Here is a 24,417-nt window from a genome sequence, read left to right on the forward strand (position 1 = left end):
GCTTTTTTCTGTAATCAGTAGTAGTCAATATTGACTTTAACCTCCCATTAATAATAAAATCAAGCATACAAGGATGTGGTAAAGTGAGTAACTTAAGGGAAGAAAAATACCTATATACAATCAACTATACTAGTGATGAGGAAAGTCTATGTAGACTTGAGATGAAGTCTATTTTTCAAGTGGAAGTTCAGGGAAAATTAATAATATCTGAAAGATTAATAGATCCATCAAGAAGTCCATTTATCAAGGAAAGATTATCATTTATATATGAAGGGGAAAGCCTTGAGAATATAATAAACCTCATAAAAGCGGATAACCTAAGCTATGAAGACTTTAAGGTTAACTATGTGAAAAATGAAGAAAGTACTTTAGAGTATAGTGAAAGACTTAGAGTTATTAAGGAAGTTGGACTATCTATAAATGGAGAGGCGGATATATATAACCCTAAAATAGAGTTCGGTATAACGACTATAGGAGATACATGGGTATTTGGTGAGTATATGAAGCATGATAATGAGTGGCATATACATGATAAAAAGCCTTATACCTACTCAAATGGACTTAACTTTAAGGTAGCAAGATCTATCATCAACATAGCAGTAGGGGATATGGAAAATCCAAGAATAGTTGACCCTTGCTGTGGTATCGGAACAGTACTTATGGAAGGGTTGTCTCTAGGGTATAACATAGTAGGCTATGAGATAAATCCTATGATAGGAGACAATGCTAAGAGAAATCTTCTATTCTTTGACTATAAAGATGTAGTAACCATAATGGATATGCACAAGGTTAAGGAGAAGTACGATGCATGTATCATAGACCTTCCATATGGACTATTTAACCCGATAACCCTAAAGGAGCAGGAAGGTTTAATCTATAAATCTAGGGAGATTGCAGAAAAGCTCGTGCTAGTAACATATGAAGAAATGGATAGCATAATTGAAGGGGCAGGATTCGAAATAGTAGATAGATGCACTATATCTAAGGGTAAGTTTAAAAGATATGTAACAGTATGTATTTAGATGTAGGCTAGTGGTACTGCAAGGATGTGTTGTCTCTAGCTAAAACGACGAGTCCATTTCACAGATCTTCTAATCAATGCAAATTATTAAATACCAAGTGCGACTAACTAAAAAACCGCTTTGCTTAGGCGAAGTCTTCTAGGTATTTAATAATTTGCATCGATAAGAATCTCTAATTCACGGCTCTATTGTTTTATCCAGAGACAACACATCTCTGCAGAGATACTATCAACACAGAATTCTACATTACTTTCTTTAACAGATTGAAGATGCCAAATTAAGTTATAATAGTAATTTTGATATCTACCGAAGAGGGTAGGTATTTTTTTATTTATAGCAATTGCAAAAAATTGAAACCTTTCCTTAGTTTAGAAAGTCTAATATATGTAAGTATGAAAACATTGGAGGGGAAAAAGTGAATAATACAGTTAGTATAGGTGAGTATTATGATGAATCGGAGAATGATATAAAGAGTTATAGTCAAAGAATTATTATTAAAAGTGCCATTAAAGGTGATAAGGACGCATATGGAACTTTAATCAAAAATGAGAAAGCTTATCTATATAAAATAGCTTATTTGTATCTAAAGAATGAAGAGGATGCACTTGAGGTACTTCAAGAAGCAGTTTATAGAGGATTTTTGAGCATACATAAACTAAAAAATCCAGAGTTTTTTAAAACATGGATAACAAGAATACTTATAAATTCAGCAACAGACCATATAAGAAAAAAGGGTAGAGATGTTAGTATTGAAGGTGATTCTAGTGTGCTAATAGACTCTTCTAAGGTAAGTGTTGAGGAGAAGGTTGATCTTTATAGGGCAATTGACTTATTAAATGATAAATATAAAACAGTAATTATAATGAAGTATTTTAATGATATGAAGGTATTAGATATAGCCTCGATAATGGATATTCCAGAGGGCACGGTGAAGACGTACTTAAGTAGAGCTAAGAGAGATCTTAAAAATATATTAAAGGAGGATTACTTAAATGACTAAACTAGATGATATTAAAGTACCTGAGAATATTGATAAGATTATAGATGATGGAATTAACATGGCTTACGAGGAGAAGAAAAGAGTTAGATTAAGAAGGTGTAAGAAAGTATTTAGTGGGGTTGCTGCCGGAATTGGAATAGTATTTACACTTGGAATAACAAACCCAGCACTAGCTAGAAAGTTACCTATAATAGGAAGTGTATTTGAAGCTATTCAGGATAAGGTTAGCTTCTCAGGTGATTATACAAAGTATGCTACTAAAGTTAATCAAAAGATAGTGGATAACGGGGTAGGGGTTACTCTTTCAGAAGTTTTTTGTGATGGGGAATCACTGTTTGTTACATATAGGATAGAAAGTAATGAGCCATTTAAATATAGAAAATATAAGTATGATCCAGTAGGGGATTATGATATCACTAAGGAAATAGCTGATAAGATAGAAGGAGATCAGATTATAGATGATTCAACTGCGAAGTTAAGCTTTACGAATAAGGAACTTGATAATAGTGGGGTTTCAGGATTTGAGGGAAGATATATAGATGAGAATACATTTGTAGGAGTGGAGAAATATAGCTTGAAGAACCTAGGGAGCATTCCAAATGAATTCGAATATGAAATTAAGATTAAAGGCTTAAAATCCATTGCATGGAGAGGGACGGATAAGGACCAAGTATTTAAGGGGAACTGGAATTTTAAGGTGCCAGTTAAAGTAGATAGGTCAGTAGTGAAAGAAATAAAAGTTAATCATGTAAAAAATGGTATTGGGATTAAGAAGGTAACTATAACTCCATTTGAGATAAGTATAGAAACTATACATGATAAAAATAGGAGGCCGTGGAGTTATTTTCTTAGAGTTAAAGATGAGAATGGTAAAGAAGTTGCACTTGAATCATCTGGATGGGATAAAGAAGGTACTTTAAATACATTAATGAGACAAGGTAAAAATCCTAAAAAGTTAGTTGTTGAATTATATCGTGAAATTTTAAAGTCTAATGGGAAAGGTGGATTTGAAAGTATAGGTTATAAGACTCTTTATACTAAGGAAATAGAAATAAAATAAATATTATATTTAATGAAAAGAGCTGAAGAAAATGAATTTCCTCAGCTCTTTTAGTATATGTATAGAAAGGGTATATGACACAATCTATGGAATAATCATAACTGGTACAGGAGACCTTTTAAGGATGTGGCTCGTTACTGAGCCTACAATATACTTATCAAAAAGTCCTTTTCCTGTCTTAGTCATAATAACTAAATCAACTTCATTAGAATCTATGGTTTTAAGAATATCAGTAACTACAGATGAGTGTGAACCTAGAACAGCGATTTTCTCTACGTTATATCCATTAAGTAGTGATTCGCCTTTATCAAGGACATCCTTACTTAGATCACTTGCAGTGTTTGGATTTCTTGCATCTATTCCACGAACATCATAATTATCAACAATATGTAGAAGCTTTATAGCTGCTTTATCCTTATCAAATAGAACTTTAGTAGTGTTTATAGATTCTAATGTTCTCTCAGAATCATCTAAAGGTATTAAAATATTCTTTATTTTCATAAAATTCACTCCTTTTAATTATTATACTACTCGAAAAGAGTACAAGCAATGGAAAATCCTATAGAAATACAAATTAAAATATAATTTCACTTTAAGTATCAATATAATTAATACAACTTTAAGGGGTTTTTAAATTATTATGTGCAATATTACAGATTAATATTAGAGGATATAGGTTGGATTAAAGCCTATAGATAGGTTAGAATTACTATATAAGTAGCATGAATATGCATATAGGAATATTCGTTTAGAAAATCCTATGTATAACAAATTAGATACAAGGAGTGAAAAGGTTAATGGTATATGTACATTTAGCAAATGGTCTTGAGGAAATAGAAACTATAACAATAGTTGATATATTACGTAGAGCAGGAGTAGAAGTTAAGACGGTTTCTATAATGGGAAAGAAGGAAGTTACAGGTGCCTGGGGAGTTACAATATCCTCTGACTTATTATTTGAAGAAGTAGATTATTCAAATGGGGATATGATAGTACTTCCAGGGGGAGGCCTTGGAACTGAGAACCTAAAGAGCCACGCGGGAATCAATAAAGAAATTATGAATTATCATAGTGAAGGAAAGTGGGTTGCAGCTATATGTGCAGCGCCTATGGTATTTGGAAGTCTTGGAATACTTAAGGGGCGTGAGGCTGTTTGCTATCCTGGCTGTGAAGAAGAATTAACAGGTGCAATTCTTAAAGGTGATAACGTCGTAGTTGATAAGGATATCATTACATCTAAGGGGCCTGGAACTGCATTTGAATTTGCCCTTAAGCTTGTAGAGGTTCTAAAGGGAATAGATGAAGTTAATAGATTGAAACAAGATATGATATATAACCTATAAATGAGTAGAGGCTATCTCAAAGATTTACTATGAGATAGCCTTTTGACATGTATAATTATGGGGCATTATGGGATTATTGTAACAGGTACAGGTGATATCTTTAGGAGGCGGCTTGTCACAGAGCCGAGGATAAACTTATGATAGAAACCTTTACCTGTTTTGGTCATAATAACAGCATCTATATTATTCTCATCTATTACATCTACTATATCCTTAGCAATAGATGTGCCAGTAGCAAGTTTAGAAATCTTATTAACATTATAGCTTGGAAGCATTTCCTCAGCCTTATTTAATATATTCATACTTAGAACCTTCTCTTCGTCTAAGTTTCCGAACTCTGATAGGGCAAATTTATAATCATCTATAATATGTAAAACATAAATTACAACTTCTTTATCACCAAAAAGAGATTTAACAGAATTAATTGATTCTAAAGTTCTTGTTGAGTCATCCAAAGGTATTAAAATATTTTTTATTTTCATAATATTCTCCCCTTTTGATTTTAATTATACTATGAGAGTTTGCATTTTTCAACACTAATTGACAGAAAATTTTTGTTATTGTAAAAAGTTAAATTTATAATAGAAGATTATTATTTATAGAGTTCATAAACAAGCTTAGGCTATTGTAAAGTGATTAGGGCTTTACAATAGCCTTTTTAAAATGTATAGATATAAAGTTAAGAGGTCACGGAGTTACTATTACAGGTACAGGAGATATTTTTAGAAGACGACTAGTTTCAGAGCCTATAATATATTTATCAAAAAATCCTTTTCCTGTTTTTGTCATGAAAACAGCGTCTATATTATTTTCATTTATTACCTTTAATATATCCATAGCAATAGATAGTTCAGTGGCTATCTGTGTAATCTTATTAACCTTATATCCAGAAAGCATCTTTTCAGCTTTATTTAGTATATTAAGACTTTTTAATTGGTCTTCGTGAGGATTGCTAGGTTCTGATAATGCAATCTTATACCTATTCACAACGTGTACAACATGAATGACAACCTCTTGATGGTTAAAAAGTGACTTTACTGTATTCACTGACTCAAGGGTCTTTTCAGATTCATCTAGAGGTATCAAGATATTTTTTATTTTCATAGTAATCACCCCTTGAGTACATTATACAAAATAAATTTGTAATACTCAATACAAATTAACTGAATATTATAAAACTTATCCGATAATTAATTTTCCGTAGTATACTCACTTTTACAAGTGATAGATAAGGGATCCTAAGTTCATTGATAATGATCTCTAAGAATTAAAGAGAGTTAAAACTCCATATAATTTAAGAATTTTGTTTATGTGGTAAAATAACAGGAGAAAATAGATAAGGGTAGGTTAGATTATGAATATAAAGATAATTACAGTTGGAAAGATAAAAGAAAAGTTTATGAGGGATGCAATAGATGAGTATGCGAAAAGGTTATCCCGTTATTGTAAGCTTGATATAGTGGAACTTCAAGACGAGAAAACACCTGACAATGCATCTGAGAAGGAAGAGGATGCAATAAAGGAAAAAGAAGGTGTTAAGATAAGGGGACATATAAAGGATAGTGATTATGTGATAGCTCTAGATCTTAAGGGGAAGCACCTGACTTCAGAGGAGTTCTCGGAGAAAATAGAGACTCTAGGTATAGAGGGGAAAAGCAGTATAGTGTTTATTATAGGGGGATCCCTTGGAATAAGTGCAGAGACGCTGAAGAGGGCAGATTATAAGATGGCTTTCTCAAAGATGACTTTCCCTCATCAGCTTTTTAGGATAATGTTACTGGAACAGATATATAGGGCGTTCAGGATTATGAAGGGTGAACCGTACCATAAGTAACGGAGATTTTTTTGAAAAAGTATTGCAGAGTTTGGAATTCAAAATAATATTAATATAGCCGATATTTTTAAAATAAGATTAATATAATGGGAAGTACATCAATCGAGATTATGCAACTTTATATGGATAAAAGAAATTGGAAAGCGATTAACTTTTAGAGTAAGAATGAACTACTTTTATTAACTCAGCACGTTTTTTAGGTAAAGCAACAATCTTCAATTTGATTCCTGACCTTTGATGACGAGTATCAAAACTGTTTATCATAGCCATTAAACACTTAAATGTCATTGCTGAACTGTCAAATCCCGAATCACTAAGATTGTTGTTATCTCCTATTAATGGGACAGCGATTGTTTCACCATGATTTTCATTAACAATGGTTTCAAACAAACCTTGTAATGACTTCTCATAGAAATCTTTTGGTTGCTTTGTCTTTTTTCTATCAGTAAAAACTAATAAATAAACTTTCTTATCATCATGCTGTATCTTAATTGTTTTTCCGTACTCATGCGGTGCAACACTGCTTCCTAATTCTGCGGAAATTAAAGATTCAAGCCGTTCAGTATCGTTAAGAAAATATCTATTTACATAAATTCCTAACAACGAATCAGGAGCTATCCATTCACCAGTTGGGTTCACATCATAATGGCGGTTTGTTGTGATGACAAAACATTTTTCTTCAAATAAATCCCCAAATTCAAACGATATGTCGGATTTTCCAACCGTTATTAGCTTGAAGTTACGTCTTACCATAGCTATAATAAATGGAATTATAAACGCTAATGCAAAAAAAGCAATAACTATTAACAGAGCAATATAGTTATATTTTTCGTCAAATGGAACAACCGCCACTAACCCTATTATAGTAGCGATATATCCAAGCCAAGTAAAATATTGTGAACAAGCATACTTTATGTAACTCATCATATAGGCATAGCCAACTTATCAAATGCGTCTTTTACGCTTTGATAATCCCAATAAAGTTTGTTGTCTGTACCATACATAACCATTTTTGCGTGAGCCTTTGCAACTTTAACAACCGAATCGATACACTTGCTTTTGTCAATTGTTGTCGAATTATAAAGAACAATAATCGGTAGATTATTTCTTACAGCATAATCGCACTCATACTCAACATACGACTTATTGGTTTTGTATGTATACTGGCAATAGCTATATGCTTTACAATACATACAGTAACCACTACGTAAACTTTTTGTTTTATCACCAACGATAAGTACAAAAAATTTAGAATGGTCAAAGTTTTGTGAACAGTTCTTTTTAATGTTACAGTTATTTGTGTCATCACTTAAACACTGACTTAATTCGTGAGCATCACCGAAAGTCAGTCCCCAATGTTTACTACTGTTCCATTTCATTAACTGGTCAACAGCGTCCTTGTCGTCAGTCCAATCAGCAGCAATGTAAGTTCTTGTTCTGTAAATCATAATAGTTCTCCTCATATTTATTTTTTCTTCGCTTTATAGTCATAATCTAAACACAAGCAACTTCCCTTTATTACTATAATGAGACTTGTTCAAATCGTCAAATTACTATTTATCGGTTAGTTTATAAATAATTCATATGCCATATTATAGAAACATTTGGAAATGAAATCTTAAATTTATTATAACATAAATCGCCAACAACATAGTATAAATGAAAAAAATAGTATATGACGATATTAGCCAAATAATGTTGAAGTAATAAATACTATTTTGAAATATATATTATAATATTGAAAACTCTTACCTTGAAAATGTAGGTAAGAGTTTTTTTATTTTTAGAGGAGGTTACTATGGCACATCTTTCAGATAGTAAGGAACAAAGGATAGCTGAAAAACTAATTTTAGAGGGGTTAGAGGCTTATATAGGTATTCCAAGTGGGGCACTTAAGACTAAGAAGATTAAGCTAGATAACGTAGTTAGTGTAGAAATAGATGGATACAGTGATGAGTATAAAATTATGGTAGAGGTATTTGCTAGAATAGGAAAACTAGCACCAGCACATCAAGAAAAACTTGCAAATGATATACTAAAACTAAATCTAGCTGAGAATATTTTAAAGATTCCGTATAAGAAATATCTTGCTATATGTGGAGAGGATGCTGAACGATATCTTACTGGCTCTTCTTGGAAGGCGTTTGCTGTTAAATATTATGATTTTGAGGTTGTTAGAATAGATTTATCAGAAGAAAATAGAGAGATGATTCTTAATGCTCAAAGACGTCAAAAAGAAGGTATGAAGCTTTAAGTTTAAGTATGAATAAAGTTAAAAACCGCACTTGCAAGTAATACGGAGAACCATATCATAAGTAAGTGAAGAAATATACCTAATTATTTATATTTACCAGTTAAGGCGATTTATGTAGAATAGAATAGCGTATAATAGGTGTTGCTAATATCAGGGTTTACAATAAAAATCGTATAATATTATGAGATAAAAGAAAAAATTTTGTATAATATGTTATTTATTGAAAAATAATGATATAATAATTATCGAAAATAAACAAAGTGGTAGGGTGATTTTTTGGCTGGTATAAGAGTTTTTGTGTCATCAACTTGTTACGATTTAAATATTTTAAGGTCACAGTTAAGAGTTTTTTTAAACTCATTAGGGTATGAACCTATGATGAGCGATTTTAATGATATTTTATATGATCCGAGAACTCATACACATACTAGTTGTGTGGATGAAGTTTCAAATTGTGATATTTTGGTATTGATAATAGGGTCACGGTTTGGGGGACAGGCTGTTCCTGAGGCAATAGATAAAATAAATTTTGAGGGAATAGAAAAAAATGATATTAATGTGGAGATGTTAAAAAACCAGGATAAAGTTTCTATTACTCAATTAGAAGTATTGAAAGCAATAGAGCAGTCTATACCTGTCTATACATTTATAGAGCAGAAGGTTTGGCATGATCATCAGTTATATCAAAAAAATAAAAGTAAAGCTATAATTAAACAAATTGATTTCCCTTCAATTGAGAAGCAAGATACAGCAGAATATATATTTGAATTTATTAATTTTGTTAGATTAAGATCTAAGGGAAATAATATATTTACGTTTAATAAAATTGATGATATTGAAAGTGTGTTAAAAAAACAGTGGTCAAGTTATTTCCAAAGGTTATTAAGTGAACAAAGGTATAATTATATACAGGGAAAAAAAATAGAAAACTTAACTAATCAATTTGAAGATTTAAAGACTGCAATACTTACTTCGATAGGCTCAAACAATCAAAAAGAAGTAGCTATGGGAGTTGTAAAATATAGAAGATTGTTTGAATTTATCCAAGCATTAAGAATTATAGATTTTAATTCAATAAAAACGAGCATTTTAACTTGGGAAGATTTGCTTGAAGAATATGGAATTGTTAAAGTTTTAGATTGTAGAGAAATAGATGAGTTGAGAGAAAGAGGCCCTATGGGAAGAGGAAGTATTTTACTTAAAGATGATGATACTTTTTATTTGTGTAGATATTCAATAGAAGTGATAAATGAATTGTCATTAGATTGGGGTACTTTTACTAGACTAAATAATGATACAAGAAGTATAATTGCAGATGCACTATCAGAGATACCTAACAGAGGTATAATGATGTCTTATTTTAGAGAAAGTTTAAGTGAATATATAGAGAGAAAGTATAAAAAGTATTCAATTTCTGAATATGTAGTGGTAGAATAATCAGGAATATTAAAGTTGATGATTATTTCCACATGAATAAAAATGACTAAAATATCTAAACTTATGATTATGGAGTAAATAAAAAAAATTTTTATATAATGAGGGGGAAGTATGGCTGTAGATGCATTAATTGGAGTTGCAGGAACGTTGTTAGGAACTTTATTAGGATACCTTTTGAATGAATATTCTAAAAAAGGAAAAAATAGAATTAGATTTGAGAATGTGGATATAGTTTGCAAATACTATGGTATTGCAAATTGCACAATAGGAATTTCTTTAACCCTAAATACTATCAACTCATCATCAGAAATAAAAAATATAATAAAACCTAAAATCATTCTTAAAAAAGATAATATAATATTGGTGGAAGAGTATGTTAAAGTATACACTGAAAAATTAGGGTATAATAATCATTTTTGCTGTCATCCCAAAATATTTAATGCTATTAAATTAACTGAAGTTTCCAAGACTATTCAGTTTAACAATCGATCATCCAATAAGTTAACAATAATGACTGAATGGTTTCAAAATTGCGAGTTGTTTTTTAGTTACACAAATGACAATGGTAAAATTAAAAAGAAGCGTATTTTTAAAGACTGTTTGAATGAAAATGAAAAGTTTAGAAATTCACTCATAGAACAGCAAGAAAGTGGAAAGTTAGTTATTTAAATATGCTAGAAAGTGTTATTACTTAAGCATTGGTTAATATTTGGTGAGGAAAAACAAGAAGTAATTAAAACGTTTGCAGAAGAAGAAGTTAATATGCTTACTAATTTCAGAGATAACACTTGATGAGAAAAGAGAAATGTATAAGATAAGTCTTAATATAAATAATCAACTTATAGAATACTTAAATATAAAAGAGGGAGTGTCTAAAATAGTCACTCCTTCTTCTTTTTATACTAAATTAGATATAAGTGTAAAAATGATCTAATAACTTAATTGAAAATATAATTTTTGTATTTATATAATTAAAAAAAGAATGATGTAGTCGGATTGAAGTCAGAGTAAATATGTGGAGATAATTTTTAGAAAGAAAGAAGGGCAATTTAAGAAATTAAAGCAAGCTTGTAATATAAATAAGAAAACCGCACATTAATATGATACGCAGAACCATATTATAAGTAGTGACGCTTTCTCCTAAAATTGGATTTAGCGTTTTTGGCAGAAATGTATTGTAAGTGATGCAGATTTTAAAATAGGACTTAACATTAAAAAGAAATCCTTGATGCATCTTATAAGGAGAGTGTAAATAAATTCCCTCTTAGTATTGAGATTTTGTTATATAATCTGAATGCTAAGAGGGGATTTTATTTACTGTTATAGAGAATACAATTTAAAGCAACTTAACAAGCTCTTCTAACTCTTCAGATAAAGCTTTTGCAAGTTCAAAATTGGTATCTTTTAAAGCCAATTCTATTTTCGTTTCAATTGATTTTTTCTTTTGTTCAACTTCTAAATAATCCCTATCAAAATGATTAGCATAAATCTTCCTTCTAAATTTCTTCATAGTCATTTTTCTAAGGTTCTTATCTTCAATGATTAAAACATAATCCATGCAATTGGATATAAAATAGTAATCATGAGAGATCATTAGAATAGCGCCTTTATAGTTTTCTATGGCTTTTTCAAGGGCTATTTGTGAATATGTATCTAAATGACTTGTAGGTTCATCAAGAAGCAACATGCCTGCTTTAATAGCAGAAACCTTAGCTAATTGAAGGAGATTTTTTTCTCCGCCAGATAAGGAACCTATTTTTTGATTAACTATTTCTCCCTCAAAACCATACTCTGAAATATATGACTCAATATCTGTATAGGTTTTAAAACCTACATCGAAAAATTCTTCAAGTATTGTATTAGACTCATTTAGTGTTTCATCTTGATGTTGAGATAAATAAGCCATTTTAATATCAGGACTAATTTCAATTGAATCACTATTATTCTTAAAAATGGCTCTCAATAAAGTGGTTTTTCCAGTACCATTTGAACCTATAATAGCTACCTTATCAGTAGGTTGAATCTCGAAATTAATATTTTCTAAAAGCATTTCATCATAGGAAACACTGTAATCATTAACTTTTAAAGCGATGGTATCTTCCACATCAATATCAGTTTCAAAAATGATATTAGGCTGCGCAATATCTAGAAAAGGCTCTTTAATACGTCTTGCTTCTAATCTTTCTTGAATTTTCACTCTAGCCTTTAGAGATCTTCCTCTAGCAGCTTCAGCATTATTAGTTGCAATATATCTTAGTTTATCTACTAACTTAGCATTTCTCTCAATTTCTTCATTATCCGCTATAGCCAGTTCTTGCAGTTCAATTTTAGTTTGAAGTAATGAAAGGTTATAATCAATAAATCTTCCATCAAACTCTTGAAGTTCCATATTTTCAAGGTGCAGAATTTTGTTAAAACAATGATTCAGCAGATATCTGTTGTGGGTAATAATTAATAGTGTTCCTTTATGTGAATTAATTAGGTCTTTAAGGGAATTAAGGTTTTCAAAGTCTAAAAATACATCTGGTTCATCCATAATCATTAAGTCTGGATTACTTAGCATTTCCTTAATCACCTGTATAAGTTTGAATTCTCCACCACTAAGCTCAGATATCATTAGATCTTTATGCTTAGTTAGGTTTGCAAGATTTAGTTTTTTATCTATGATGCTTTCGAAATCATCCCCACCAATTGCATTAAATGCGTCTAAAGCTTGCTGGTATTTTTCTAGTAAAGTATCAATATCCATAGATGTTTCCATTTGAGTACAAATAGATGTTATTTCATTTTGTAATTCAATAAATTCTGTTCCTATATATTCGTAAACTGTAGTATCTTTTATTTTCTCTATTTCCGAGAACTGACTTACATACCCAATTCTACAATTAGGGTCCATGTCTAATTTACCATCGAACATGTACTTTTCTGGATTCATAATTATATCTATTAATGTACTTTTTCCATTTCCGTTTCTCCCTATAAAAGCGCAATGTTGACCATCTTCTAATGAAAACGAAATATTATTATATAGATCTTTTTGCGGGAAGGAGTAAGACAAATTATCAACTTTTATCATTTTATTACCTCTCTTTATCATTTGAAAAGAGCCTATAAAATAAGCTCTTTAATATATAATATTGCCAATCTTAATTTTGAAATTCAGTATTACACAGCAATAATATTATTTTTGATTCCAGTGGATAACATAACACTTTTTTTTACTAGTTACAATAGGCCTAAATAAAATACCAGTTTAAATTAAGTTTACTTTTAGACTTCTATACAAAATTCGATAAATGTACTAATATGGATTTATTACAATAATATTTCAATTTTAGATAAAGTCTTACATAAGGTTGCTATTTAGAGGTTGGTATATAAATAGCATTTATTCATTACTATATATTAGTTTTAATAATAGAGAGAATCATATTTATAAAAATAGAATAATAAATTTTTAGTTTAAAGAAAACATATAAGGGAGGTATTTATATAGAGTGGGTTTAATGAAGGGCATATTTAAAGGGTTAGGGAAAGTTGCCGGCACTGTTGTTGAGTATGGTGTTAAGGCTACTGGTGAGACTGTAGGATTTATTGCGGATATAACAGATAATCATGAAATAGCAGAAACATCAAGAAAGGTCGGTAAGTCAGTTGGTGAGTTTATGGGCAATTCCACTAAAACAGTAGCAAATGCAACAGGGTCTGTTATAGAAAAAGCTGTTGAGATTGGTTCTGAGTTAGGCAGTGGAGTAGCAGGATTTGCTGCTGAAGTATATGGAGCTGATGAAAAAAATATACAAAGAGCAAAAACAGTTGGAAAGGTCATAGGTGGAGGTGCTGTAGGATTAGTAACTGGTGATATTATAGGAACTGCTGTTTCAGGGGTTACTGCTGCTGTAGGTGTTGCAAGTACAGGTACTGCAATATCCTCTTTACATGGTGTTGCTTCAACAAATGCAACATTGGCAGCTTTAGGTGGAGGAGCAATTTCAGCTGGTGGCGGAGGTATAGCAGCTGGACAAGCTGTGTTAACAGGTATTAATACAGTAACCACTATAGCCGGAAGTGTTGAAGGTGTTCTAAAAAATGATAATAAAAAATAAAATAATATATTAATAAATGGAGGACAAATTATAATGGGACTTTTCGATAATTTAAGAGTTGCAACAAAAATAACAACTGAATCTATAAGTAAGGCTGCAACGAATGCAGTTAATACTGTTGTTACTGCATCTAAGGAGACTGCAAAAATAAATAGTTTAAAAACAGAGTTAACAGCAATTAATGGTGAACTTGATGCTGCATATAAACAAATAGGAGAAAAATTCGTTGAATATGTTTTAACAACTAATGAGATGCCAGGAATCAATGTAGAAAATATACTTAAACTTATGGAACCTAAATTAGAAAAGAAAAAAGAGCTTGAGATAGAATTAATTGAAATAGAAAAGAGATTAAAGGATCAGGTTATTATTCAAGAAAAAGCTCAATTAGAGAATGAATTTAGACAACAAAAAGAAACTCTTGATAAGGCGATAGCAATGGATATTATATCACAAGAAGAGTACAATTCAAAGATTGAACAATTTAGAAGAAAAATTGATAATTTTGAGGCTATAAGAAATGTTAAAAAGCAACATGAACTTGGAATAATTAGTTATGATGAATTACATATGAAATTAAGAGAATTAAGTTAAGTTTATTTATTATAATCTTTTTATAGATTTAGATAGATTATTTTAAAGAAAGTAAGCCGTGTTGGAAATATGGAAAATAAGCAGTAGAGGAACTAACCTAAGAGAAACTTTAGAGGATAATTTAACAGGTATGTTTTTGGAAATAGAGAAAAGAACTGCTTTATAGGCATAATAAAAGACAGCACTAAGTTTTTAGTGCTGTTAAATATGTTATGCTTAATTTTCTAAAATGCTAATTACTATAAATTATGCTTACTATTATATTAGTAATTTCTGAGGTATTATTAGAAAGCAAAAATTCATTAATAGAGCTTGAATCTACAGAGTTAATTAAAATCAAATCATTTTTAATAGTTTCAAAAACCTTATCATTAATAGTAGAGGTAAATCCACCATTTACAGTGTAAAAACAAATTGCTTCTAAATCTTTATTTAATGAAGTTTTATATTCGAATTTAAGCTGTTTATTAGGGCTAATATTAATATGAAGTAATTCACCATTATAATTTTCTCTTGTCATTAAATTAAAAACAGAAGCTTTACCATAGGTTTTAGTTGTCCAATCCCCCATAAAATCGTCTTGCTCAAATGGATTAAGTAGTTTTTTATACTTATTTTCATGGTCCAAAGTTATTTTTCCTTCTATAACCATGAATTTACGAGAAACTTTTGGTAGGCTACTAAAAGTAGATTCTGGTATATCAATTTTAGCAACCCCTAGCCTCCATAAAAAGTTTTTGCTAGCATAATCAGAATCTAAGGGATATGTTGTCAGTTCTGTAGCTACTCCTCCAGACCAAAATGTTGGCTTATAATTTTCTTGCCTTAGTAATTCTACATTATAGTTCATGTATTAATACACCTCTTCTTATATATCTTTTATGTTCATTATATTTAAAGATATATATATATTCAATTAAGTTAATGTGAGTTCAAAATATTAATTGATTTATGGTTTGAGTTGTTTAAAAAGAAAGCCTCAGAAGTATTAGGTTTTGAAATTATTTATGTTAGAGTATAATTTTAGTATATAGAATCAGAAGACAAAGTTAAGATTCATATAATTAAGATATTTATTGAGAAAAATTAGAGAGGTTTGAACATATGATAAGGTCAATTTTAAAGGATGAAGTTTTTTTAAGAGAGAAATCAGTACCTGCAACACAAGATGATATAACTGTTATTGATGATTTAGTGGATACATTAAGAGCAAATTTAGATGAGTGTGTTGGTATGGCTGCTAATATGATAGGAATAAAAAAACGTATATTGGTATTTAGTGTAGGGGATAGCATTATTTCTATGGTGAATCCAGTTATACTAAAGAAAGAGAAAAGTTATGAGACTGAGGAGAGTTGTTTGTCATTAACTGGTTTCAGAAAAACAACAAGATATGAAACAATAGAAGTAGAGTATCTTGATAGAGACTTTAAGAAGCATAAAGAAATATTTAATGGATTTACTGCTCAGATTATTCAGCATGAAGTAGATCATTTCGAAGGTATAATAATCTAAGAAGTGAATTTCAGTAATATAACTTTAAAAGGGTTAATAGTCACTTAGCATTAATAATTAAATGATGAAGCACATATATAAAGCGTGATAGAAAAGTACTATCACGCTTTTGTATTATTATAAGTTACTTTACCATATCTAATATTTCATCTTCTGGAATTGAAGAATCACAACGAACCTCTATTTTTCTGTTTTTACTAACAATAAATCCTGGTACAGTTACAATATTATATTTTTCTCTAAGTGAGCTAATTCCATTATCTGAAAAGTTATCAGTATCCACATAATAAATAGTTGTGTTAATTTTATTAGCTAATCCACTTAACTTATTAACAAATTTACGGCAAAATGGGCATGTTCCACGGCCAATATAAGCAACAGCTAAGTCTTCATTAGATAATAATTCATCTGCTTGTGTAGAAGTTACTTTTTCAAATAACTTTACATCTTCTTCGTATCTATCATTTTCAAACATTTGTATCCTCCTAAGTTTTTAAAGTATTATATCAAAGCTAAATTATTACATCAAATTTAGTTAGCTTCTATAGTAGTTAGTTTGTGAAATTATAGAAAGTATTATAAGTATACATAATATAATATTGACCATATTTTAAGGTATAAAAGTATTATCGCTTATTGTTAAGATATAGAGAAAAATCCAAGTTTATCTGGAATATATGGTATGGAGTGGCATAAACTTTTATAAAGATTGGATATGGGGGTAATAGATATGTCTGAGTATTCTTTAAAAATTCTTATATGTGATGATTCAATGTTAATGAGAAAAAGATTAAAAGAAAGTTTATCTTTATGCGGTTGCTTCGATATTCTAGAAGCAACTAATGGCCAGGCAGCAGTAGATATTTATAAGGAAGAAAGTCCGGATTTAGTATTTATGGACTTAGTTATGCCAATAAAGGATGGGATAACCGCAGTTTTTGAAATAAAGGAATTTGATAAAAAGGCTAAAATTATTATAGCTTCTTCTTCGGGGACACAGGAGAACCTAAAGAAAGCTATTAAGGCTGGGGCAATTGAATTTATTCAGAAGCCATGGGGACAAGATCAACTTAATAGGATAATTAAGAACTTTACGAAGAAGGAGGAATAGATTATGTTTACTCAATATTTTGGACATTATTTATTGAATAAAGGATATATTAATCCAGAACAATTGCATGACGGATTGGAACACCAGAAGAATACAAGGTTAAAATTAGGAGTTTTGGCTGTAAATGCAGGATACATGAATGCATATGAGGCTGATAGGGTAAATGAGGCGCAAAAGAGGCTGGACAAAAGATTTGGTGAACTAGCAGTAGATATGGGATACTTAAAAGAAGAACAAGTAGAAAAATTGTTATCCTCACAAAAACTTGGACATCTTTTATTAGGTCAGGTTCTTGTAGATAAAGAATATATGACTCTTCAAGAATTTGAAAAGGCAATAAATGAATATAAAAGAGACTACAGCATTTCAGATAAGGAATTTGAAGCCATACAAAGAGATGATGTAGATAAAATCATAAACACATTTACAAAATTTCAAGGCAGTAAAAATGAAGAGACACTTAAAGATTATTTAGCATTATTTATAAGAAATTTAATTAGATTTATAGATACAGAAGCAATGATAGGTGAAGTAGTTAAATTAAAAGATTATGAATGCAAATTCACTGCTAAACAAGATATACAAGGAAAAGTAGCTCTATCTACTTATATTGAAGCAGAAGAGAATTCTTTTATAAGATTCGCATCTAAATATGCGGAGGAGGAGTTAAGCTCTATTGATGAAATGGCAGAAGCTTCCGTTGGGGAATTCTTAAATTTGCAGAATGGAATCTTTTTAGTTAATGTTTCTAATTCAGGAGTAGAATTAGAATTGACTCCACAGGAAGTTTACTCCAACATAAAGGTGCATGATGTTTATAAAATATCTATAGATTTATCCTTTGGTAAAATTAGTATTTTGATTAAAGAGGAGTAAAATATCATAGGGTTCTTTACTTAGACTCAATTTTCATAAGTGACAATTCTATATTTAAAACATTATCTTTAAATGAATCTTATATGAATGCTATTAAATGAGCAATATATAATAGATGGGGTTCCTGATGGAAGAATAGTATAGAAATATAAGGGGGTTTTCATAGAAAGCCCCCTTAATAGTTCTTTTCTTAATATGAATTTTTTATTATTTAAAAGCTTATTAAGGTTAGGGTATGCACCTAGAGATTTCCTTTGATGATTCTGATTTAGAAAATAGAATATAATCTTCTTCAGTTAAAGGCTTGGAGAAATAATATCCTTGAATGGTGTCTACTCCTAGTTCCTTTAGTAGCTTGTATTGTTCAAAGGTCTCCACTCCTTCTACTATTACCTTCAGGTTTATAGAGTGAGAAAGCTTCAATACTCCTTCTATTAAGGATAGGCTGTGAATATCTGATCCAATATTGTCTACAAAGGATTTATCTATTTTCAAAGTATCAATTGGTAGTTGACTTAGATAGCTAAGTGAGGAATATCCTGTTCCGAAGTCATCTAATGAAATTTTAAACCCTTTAGCTTTTAGTTCATTAAGAATTCTAACACAGTCTACCATATTATCTATAAAAACTTGTTCTGTTATTTCAAGTGTTATCTGAGAGGGAGAAATACCTTCTTGCTCAACAATATGAATGATCTTCTCTACAAAATTAACCTGTCTAAATTGTTTAGGAGATATATTTACTGAAATGTTTTGTTTTATTCCAAGTTCTGATTCTAGTCGCTTTAAGTAGTGGCAGGTTTCTCTTAGAACCCAGTTTCCTAGTGCATCTATCGTACCACTGTTTTCAGCCACTTCAATAAACTCAAGGGGAAAAACAAGTCCTAATTCTTTATCATTCCATCTAATTAATGCCTCAGCCCCTTTAAATTCAGATTCCGAGGAAATAGGAACCTGTGGTTGGTAGACTAAACTAAAAAAGCTAAAATCATTTCTAGTGATTAAAGTTCTAAGTCTAGATTCTACAAGGGCTCTTCTTTGCATTTCTTCTCCCATTTCATCTCCGAAGAAACTATATTGACTTTTTCCCTTAGCTTTAGAGTTATACATAGCCATATCAGCATTTTTAAATAGTGTATCAACATCGAGTCCACTTTCGGGGAAGAAACTAACCCCTATACTTGCTGAAATATTAATTTTTTTATTGTTAGTTGAAGACATATTACTTAACCTATTTAGAATATCTTTACAAAAAGAATGAACTTCATCTTCTAATACAATGTCTTTAAACAAGGTGATAAATTCATCTCCTCCAATTCTTGAAGTTACAATTCTGTTATCCATATAGGAGATTTCTTTAAATATTTTGGCTACAAATTTAAGTAGCTTATCTCCCTTTTCATGTCCAAACACATCATTTACATTTTTAAAGTCGTCTAAATCTAGAAATATTACTGCACATCTATCTTCCTTTTTTGCATTCTTTATATAATTAGATATTTGATTTGTGATACTAAGTCTATTACATAAACCTGTAAGTGAATCACTATATGCTATAATTTCTATTTCACCTTGTAGTCTTGTAAGCTCTGTAATATATTCACCTTTATTTAACAGTTGCCATTCTAGATAGATAACGAAGGAAAGAAGACATGTAAGTGCTAAAGCAAGTAAGATTGCCTTTTTCATTACAACTCCCATAACATCTTCTTTACTTTCTATTTGGACAATCCAGGTAACCCCTTCTATGTTTACGTTTTTAATATAAGTATTTTCTCCATTAAATCCTTTAGATTTAAATATTGTTTTTCCATTTGGAGTGCTAACAAGCATCTCATTTTTGTTAAGTGTACTTTTAAACTTTACTCCTGAGAACATACCATGGGCATCTATAGTAATAGAAAGAAAGCCTATTAACTTTCTATTTTTATACATTGGATATAAAATATCGATTTCTTGATCCGAGTATATGGATGGTTTCATTTCTATGTCTATCTTTGATGTTTTTACAGAAGAATTCATTTTAAGTGAAGAAGCTTCTATAGATTTTCCTTTATATTTATATGTAAGATCTGATCCAGAATTATTTAGTGAAGAAAGAATTCTTCCATCTTTATCTGCAAAGGATATCTTACTTATTTGTGGGTTGCTAGATAAGTATCCTTTAACTATAGGATAAATATTATTTTGATGGAAATTAGGTGTGGTTTCTAAATCGTAGACTATGGCTTTTAATATACCATAGTTATTGTATAAATCACCTTTTGATTTTTCAAACACCTGTTGAATGCTCTCCTCCATGTTTATAGCATGCTTGGCTTCATTTGATTTATAGTAATTTAAAACTAAAATAACACCTATAATAGAAAGAATTATTACTTGTATGAAAATTTTCATGGGATTATTAAGGTTCTTGATTTTTTTAATCATTAAAAATTCCTCCTTTCATTTTTTCAAGGTTAGTATTCATACAAATCTACACTAGAATTGAATATAGAAAATTCCATATAGGGTAGATATGAGTTTACCTTATAACCTTTGAAAAATTATTTTTAAAATTAAAAAGAAGAAACCATTCAGTGATAAAGCAAATTTTCAGGATTAAATTTTCTAGATTAATTTTTCAAGTTAAACGTTTTCAGTATAGGACTTACTTCGTCTTGGATTTAGGAAATCTTGAATTTTACTATGAATATGTGAAAGATTATATGATAGGTTAATTAACAACAGCCTAGTATACAATAATTTGTATACTAGGCTGTTAATCTTGTTATCTTATTAGATTAGAAAGGTTCATATCCTATTAATAATGCTTTGTATAGCACCTACCGTAAAGGAATTAATAGTTAATGATGAAAAATCTACTCCTACCAAAAGGTAAGGAATATTATTTAATTCTTTTAAATTTAAGCCTGTATTGATTCTAAATGATCAATAGCAAGTTGGATATATAGTTTTACTCCTATAGATAGAGCATCTTCATCAAAGTCAAATTTAGGATGATGCATAAGATTGATCAGTCCCTTTTCTTCATTTCTAGCTCCGATCATCATCATAACTCCTGGTACTTTTTCTACATAATAGGAGAAGTCCTCTGATCCCATATTAGGCTTATCTAATATAATTACATTTTCTTTTGTTACTATTTTTGCTACAGTTTCCTCTGCAAATGAGGCCTTTTCTATATCATTAATTAATGGAGGAACCCCAGGGATTATATTAATTTTATATTCCCCTCCTGACCCTTCCGCTACATGTTTTACAATTTCACAAATTCTCTTTTTTGCTTTAGCTCTTACTTCGTGGGAAAGTGTACGAATTGTACCTTTTAGCTTAGCATTTCCTTGAATAACATTACTTGCTGACCCTGAATTAAAAGCACCAACTGATATAATTACTGAGTCTACAGGGTCAAATTCCCTGCTTACCATAAATTGAAGATCATTATATACTTTAACTGCCATTGAAATAGCATCGATACATTCATGAGGCATAGATGCATGCCCACCTTTTCCTATCATCTCAATCTCAAAGTCATCAGATGAAGCCATAGCAGCACCTTTCTTAATTGATACAGTTCCAGTAGGATGCTCTGTTGTTAAATGTAATCCAAAAATTGCATCAACATCTTCCATAGCACCATCGTTTACCATATTTTCTGCACCTGAATTTGGGCCCTCTTCTTCTGGTTGAAAAATGAACTTAATATTACCCTTTATCATGTCTTTGTATTGAGATAATACCTTTGCTGCTCCAAGTAACATAGCAGTATGCCCATCATGTGCACAGGCGTGCATCTTACCATCATAAACTGACTTATAGCATACTTCGTTTTCTTCTTGTATTAAAAGGGCATCCATATCTGCTCTTAAGGCAACTGTATTTGAGGAGTTAGGATTTTGACCTCTTAAAATACCTACTACACCTGTTATACCAATACCAGTTTGAACTTCAAGTCCCCATTTCTTTAGTAAATCTGCAACAATTCCAGAAGTTCTTTCTAGATCTGAACCTACTTCTGGATGTATATGGAAATCTCTTCTAAGATCAATAATTTCTTGTTTTACTCTGTCTACTGTGTTATATATTTCTTGAATGTTCACCTTGTAACCTCCATTTAACTTTTAAACTTAGAAAATAAAGCATTAATCATTATACATTTAAATGATTATTTTTTCAAACAAGTTCTAGTGATGAAATCATTAATTATAATATATCTAGTTGTTTGACTATGTTAATTATTAGTGTTAATGTTAAGGTTAAGAAAAACCTTTTCTATTGAGGCTTTCAGATTAAACTTTTCCGTTAAATCTCAGTTAACAAATGAATCTAGCCAATCAAACAATCATAAATTTGTATGGTATTATTCATTTCCGTTAATAATCATCTTTGAATACCACTAGAATAACTACGAAAGAATTTGGCTATTAGTCAAATTGATAACTTTTACAGAAAAGAGGTGTTAATTTGTGCAGAAAACAATAAAAGAACAAAGGATGGAGCTTCTTATCCTTCTTAGTAATATATTTATTGTATTTCTAGGGGTAGGACTCGTTATTCCTGTTATGCCAGCTTTTATGAATAGTATGAACTTATCAGGGAAAACAATGGGTTATCTTATTTCCGCATTTGCTACGGCACAGCTAATTATGTCGCCATTTGCAGGAAGTTGGGTAGACCGTTATGGTAGAAAGAGAATTATCGTTATTGGACTTGTTGTATTTAGTATTTCGGAACTTATTTTTGCTCTAGGTACTCATGTATCAATGCTTTATATATCAAGATGTTTAGGAGGAATAAGTGCCGCCTTTATTATGCCAGGGGTTACTGCATATATTGCGGATATCACATCAATTGAGAATCGCCCAAAAGCCATGGGTTATATGTCAGCTGCTATTAGCACTGGATTTATTATAGGACCAGGTATTAGTGGTTTTGTTGCAGGGTATGGTATACGAATGCCTTTCTTTGTTGCATCAGCTGTTGGCTTTTTAGCATTTATTTCATCGATATTTTTCCTAAGGGAGACTTTAAGCAAGGAACAGATTAGAGAAAATTCTTTAGCTGTGAAAGAAGGAAACTTTATAAGTGATATGAAAAAGTCACTTAATCCAGTTTATCTTGTTGCCTTTATCATTGTATTTGTACTTGCTTTTGGTTTATCAGCCTATGAAACTGTTTTTACACTATTTTCTGATCACAAGTTTGGTTTTACCCCAAGGGATATTGCTCAAATTATCACTATAAGTGCAATTTTTGGTGCTATAGTTCAGATATCTATGTTTGGCAAGATAGTTAATGTAATTGGTGAAAAGAGATTAATCCAATTATGTCTGATTATTGGAGGGATACTTGCAGTGGTGTCTACTGTGATTTCTAGTTATATTGTTATATTAATAGTTACTTGTCTAATCTTTTTAGCATTTGACTTGCTTCGTCCAGCATTAACCACGTTTTTATCAAAGGCTGCACAGAAAGAGCAAGGATTTGTTGCTGGAATGAACTCAACTTATACTAGTTTAGGTAATATTGCAGGTCCTGCAATGGCGGGAGTGCTATTTGATATAAATATTAATTATCCTTATCTTTTAGCTGCTGTGGTTATGGTTATTGGTCTTTGCATTTCAGTTATGTGGAAAGAAAATCGATTAATGGAATCTTAAAGATACTAAAGTCATCTTAGAGGAGCTTCTAAGATGACTTTAGTAATGTAAATGTTTAACTTGATTGAGTACTTTGAGTAGAGGTTGATTCATTTGATGAACTACCTTCAGTAGAACTTTTTTTCTTTGATTGACTGCCTTCAGTAGAGTTCATTTCTTTATTTAAGAAATAGGATATTACAGTTCTAATTACAACTATAGCCGCAAGTCTAAATATATCATTAAGAGTAGGATTTAATATAGATCCTATAATATCTGCACCTATTAAAATCTCAAGACCTAACAATATATAGGAACCTAGATAATTTTTTACAGATGTAATCTTTTGAACTATAGTTAATCTATTCCCAGCGGATATTTCTACTTTAATAAAGTTTATGAGGCAAAGAAGAACCCCCCAAACTATTATTATTATAGACAATCCTTGTAAAGCTATTATAAGAAATTCGAGAATACGCTTAATATCCAAAAAAACACCTCCTTCATTAGAATATATTTTGGCCATAATTTCAACAGAGTAAACAAATCATATTTTAATGCTTAGGAAGTTTAAGTTTTTACATAGTAAAAAATTCTTGACTTATAGAAAAAAAATTTGGTAT

General features: G+C 30.4%; 25 protein-coding genes. 14 read left to right on the forward strand and 11 right to left on the reverse strand.

The features are described 5' to 3' along the window. Window positions 1-83: 83 nt before the first annotated feature. The 3 genes from CLCY_RS07655 (at window position 84) to CLCY_RS07665 (ending at window position 3,082) form a co-directional block, all read left to right on the forward strand. Window positions 84-1,022 carry a TRM11 family SAM-dependent methyltransferase gene (locus CLCY_RS07655; protein WP_242844953.1) on the forward strand — a complete coding sequence of 313 codons (939 nt, stop codon included), beginning with the start codon at window positions 84-86 and terminating at the stop codon, window positions 1,020-1,022. Window positions 1,023-1,437: 415 nt separating this feature from the next. Next, a complete protein-coding gene (locus CLCY_RS07660) occupies window positions 1,438-2,022 on the forward strand; it encodes a sigma-70 family RNA polymerase sigma factor (RefSeq protein ID WP_082141751.1) in 585 nt (194 codons plus the stop codon). Beyond that, complete coding sequence (locus CLCY_RS07665; RefSeq protein WP_048570532.1) at window positions 2,015-3,082, forward strand: DUF4179 domain-containing protein; 1,068 nt, start codon at window positions 2,015-2,017, stop codon at window positions 3,080-3,082. The genes CLCY_RS07660 and CLCY_RS07665 overlap by 8 nt, the downstream gene beginning before the upstream one ends. A gap of 84 nt (window positions 3,083-3,166) precedes the next feature. On the opposite strand, the gene CLCY_RS07670 is transcribed toward CLCY_RS07665, so the two are convergent. Beyond that, window positions 3,167-3,583 carry a universal stress protein gene (locus CLCY_RS07670; RefSeq protein ID WP_048570533.1) on the reverse strand — a complete coding sequence of 139 codons (417 nt, stop codon included), beginning with the start codon at window positions 3,581-3,583 and terminating at the stop codon, window positions 3,167-3,169. Window positions 3,584-3,879: 296 nt separating this feature from the next. On the opposite strand from CLCY_RS07670, the gene CLCY_RS07675 reads away from it, so the two are divergent. Beyond that, window positions 3,880-4,425 (forward strand): DJ-1 family glyoxalase III, encoded by a 546-nt coding sequence (locus CLCY_RS07675; RefSeq protein ID WP_048570534.1) that lies wholly within the window; start codon window positions 3,880-3,882, stop codon window positions 4,423-4,425. A gap of 65 nt (window positions 4,426-4,490) precedes the next feature. Here CLCY_RS07675 and CLCY_RS07680 read toward each other — a convergent pair whose 3' ends face one another. Together CLCY_RS07680 and CLCY_RS07685 are read right to left on the reverse strand one after the other, a co-directional pair. After that, the gene (locus tag CLCY_RS07680; protein WP_048570535.1) at window positions 4,491-4,907 is read right to left on the reverse strand and encodes a universal stress protein; all 417 of its coding nucleotides are present in this window, start codon (window positions 4,905-4,907) and stop codon (window positions 4,491-4,493) included. Between the two features lie 205 nt (window positions 4,908-5,112). Then, window positions 5,113-5,529, reverse strand: coding sequence for a universal stress protein (locus CLCY_RS07685; RefSeq protein WP_048570536.1), 417 nt, complete (start codon window positions 5,527-5,529; stop codon window positions 5,113-5,115). A 250-nt stretch (window positions 5,530-5,779) separates the two neighbouring features. Between CLCY_RS07685 and rlmH the strand changes: the two genes are divergently transcribed. Further along, window positions 5,780-6,259, forward strand: coding sequence for a 23S rRNA (pseudouridine(1915)-N(3))-methyltransferase RlmH (gene rlmH / locus CLCY_RS07690; protein WP_048570537.1), 480 nt, complete (start codon window positions 5,780-5,782; stop codon window positions 6,257-6,259). 147 nt (window positions 6,260-6,406) lie between these two features. Here the strand turns inward: rlmH and CLCY_RS07695 are convergent, their stop codons facing one another. Together CLCY_RS07695 and CLCY_RS07700 are read right to left on the reverse strand one after the other, a co-directional pair. Further along, window positions 6,407-7,186, reverse strand: coding sequence for a macro domain-containing protein (locus tag CLCY_RS07695; RefSeq protein ID WP_048570538.1), 780 nt, complete (start codon window positions 7,184-7,186; stop codon window positions 6,407-6,409). Further along, window positions 7,183-7,707 carry a TIR domain-containing protein gene (locus CLCY_RS07700; protein WP_048570539.1) on the reverse strand — a complete coding sequence of 175 codons (525 nt, stop codon included), beginning with the start codon at window positions 7,705-7,707 and terminating at the stop codon, window positions 7,183-7,185. The genes CLCY_RS07695 and CLCY_RS07700 overlap by 4 nt, the downstream gene beginning before the upstream one ends. A 350-nt stretch (window positions 7,708-8,057) precedes the next feature. Here CLCY_RS07700 and CLCY_RS07705 point away from each other — a divergent pair, with 350 nt between their 5' ends. The 3 genes from CLCY_RS07705 (at window position 8,058) to CLCY_RS07715 (ending at window position 10,619) form a co-directional block, all read left to right on the forward strand. Then, a complete protein-coding gene (locus CLCY_RS07705) occupies window positions 8,058-8,513 on the forward strand; it encodes a hypothetical protein (protein WP_048570540.1) in 456 nt (151 codons plus the stop codon). Window positions 8,514-8,789: 276 nt separating this feature from the next. Then, complete coding sequence (locus CLCY_RS07710) at window positions 8,790-9,950, forward strand: DUF4062 domain-containing protein (RefSeq protein WP_082141752.1); 1,161 nt, start codon at window positions 8,790-8,792, stop codon at window positions 9,948-9,950. A gap of 111 nt (window positions 9,951-10,061) precedes the next feature. After that, a complete protein-coding gene (locus tag CLCY_RS07715) occupies window positions 10,062-10,619 on the forward strand; it encodes a hypothetical protein (RefSeq protein ID WP_048570541.1) in 558 nt (185 codons plus the stop codon). Window positions 10,620-11,286: 667 nt separating this feature from the next. On the opposite strand, the gene CLCY_RS07725 is transcribed toward CLCY_RS07715, so the two are convergent. Next, the gene (locus CLCY_RS07725) at window positions 11,287-13,026 is read right to left on the reverse strand and encodes an ABC-F family ATP-binding cassette domain-containing protein (protein WP_048570543.1); all 1,740 of its coding nucleotides are present in this window, start codon (window positions 13,024-13,026) and stop codon (window positions 11,287-11,289) included. A 421-nt stretch (window positions 13,027-13,447) separates the two neighbouring features. Between CLCY_RS07725 and CLCY_RS13840 the strand changes: the two genes are divergently transcribed. Beyond that, window positions 13,448-14,056 (forward strand): hypothetical protein, encoded by a 609-nt coding sequence (locus CLCY_RS13840; protein ID WP_048570544.1) that lies wholly within the window; start codon window positions 13,448-13,450, stop codon window positions 14,054-14,056. A gap of 33 nt (window positions 14,057-14,089) precedes the next feature. Next, a complete protein-coding gene (locus CLCY_RS07735) occupies window positions 14,090-14,650 on the forward strand; it encodes a hypothetical protein (RefSeq protein ID WP_048570545.1) in 561 nt (186 codons plus the stop codon). Between the two features lie 232 nt (window positions 14,651-14,882). Here CLCY_RS07735 and CLCY_RS07740 read toward each other — a convergent pair whose 3' ends face one another. Next, window positions 14,883-15,500 carry a HutD family protein gene (locus CLCY_RS07740; RefSeq protein ID WP_048570546.1) on the reverse strand — a complete coding sequence of 206 codons (618 nt, stop codon included), beginning with the start codon at window positions 15,498-15,500 and terminating at the stop codon, window positions 14,883-14,885. 254 nt (window positions 15,501-15,754) lie between these two features. Between CLCY_RS07740 and CLCY_RS07745 the strand changes: the two genes are divergently transcribed. Then, window positions 15,755-16,165 (forward strand): peptide deformylase, encoded by a 411-nt coding sequence (locus CLCY_RS07745; RefSeq protein ID WP_048570547.1) that lies wholly within the window; start codon window positions 15,755-15,757, stop codon window positions 16,163-16,165. A 124-nt stretch (window positions 16,166-16,289) separates the two neighbouring features. Here CLCY_RS07745 and CLCY_RS07750 read toward each other — a convergent pair whose 3' ends face one another. Then, window positions 16,290-16,640, reverse strand: a complete 351-nt coding sequence (locus CLCY_RS07750; RefSeq protein ID WP_048570548.1) for a DUF6568 family protein — start codon at window positions 16,638-16,640, stop codon at window positions 16,290-16,292. Between the two features lie 255 nt (window positions 16,641-16,895). Between CLCY_RS07750 and CLCY_RS07755 the strand changes: the two genes are divergently transcribed. Together CLCY_RS07755 and CLCY_RS07760 are read left to right on the forward strand one after the other, a co-directional pair. Further along, a complete protein-coding gene (locus CLCY_RS07755) occupies window positions 16,896-17,276 on the forward strand; it encodes a response regulator (RefSeq protein WP_048570549.1) in 381 nt (126 codons plus the stop codon). 3 nt (window positions 17,277-17,279) lie between these two features. After that, a complete protein-coding gene (locus CLCY_RS07760) occupies window positions 17,280-18,152 on the forward strand; it encodes a cyclic di-GMP-binding domain-containing protein, MshE-related (RefSeq protein WP_048570550.1) in 873 nt (290 codons plus the stop codon). A 228-nt stretch (window positions 18,153-18,380) separates the two neighbouring features. On the opposite strand, the gene CLCY_RS07765 is transcribed toward CLCY_RS07760, so the two are convergent. Together CLCY_RS07765 and CLCY_RS07770 are read right to left on the reverse strand one after the other, a co-directional pair. Next, entirely contained in the window at window positions 18,381-20,582 is a 2,202-nt protein-coding gene (locus CLCY_RS07765) for a bifunctional diguanylate cyclase/phosphodiesterase (RefSeq protein WP_048570551.1), read from the reverse strand. A 476-nt stretch (window positions 20,583-21,058) separates the two neighbouring features. Next, entirely contained in the window at window positions 21,059-22,255 is a 1,197-nt protein-coding gene (locus CLCY_RS07770) for a M20 metallopeptidase family protein (RefSeq protein ID WP_048570552.1), read from the reverse strand. A gap of 366 nt (window positions 22,256-22,621) precedes the next feature. Here CLCY_RS07770 and CLCY_RS07775 point away from each other — a divergent pair, with 366 nt between their 5' ends. Then, window positions 22,622-23,815, forward strand: a complete 1,194-nt coding sequence (locus CLCY_RS07775) for an MFS transporter (protein WP_048570553.1) — start codon at window positions 22,622-22,624, stop codon at window positions 23,813-23,815. Window positions 23,816-23,870: 55 nt separating this feature from the next. On the opposite strand, the gene CLCY_RS07780 is transcribed toward CLCY_RS07775, so the two are convergent. Beyond that, a complete protein-coding gene (locus CLCY_RS07780) occupies window positions 23,871-24,284 on the reverse strand; it encodes a DUF1622 domain-containing protein (RefSeq protein WP_341372100.1) in 414 nt (137 codons plus the stop codon). Between the last annotated feature and the right edge of the window lie 133 nt (window positions 24,285-24,417).

Origin of the sequence: Clostridium cylindrosporum DSM 605, assembly GCF_001047375.1 — a bacterium.
Classification (GTDB): domain Bacteria; phylum Bacillota; class Clostridia; order Clostridiales; family Caloramatoraceae; genus Clostridium_AB; species Clostridium_AB cylindrosporum.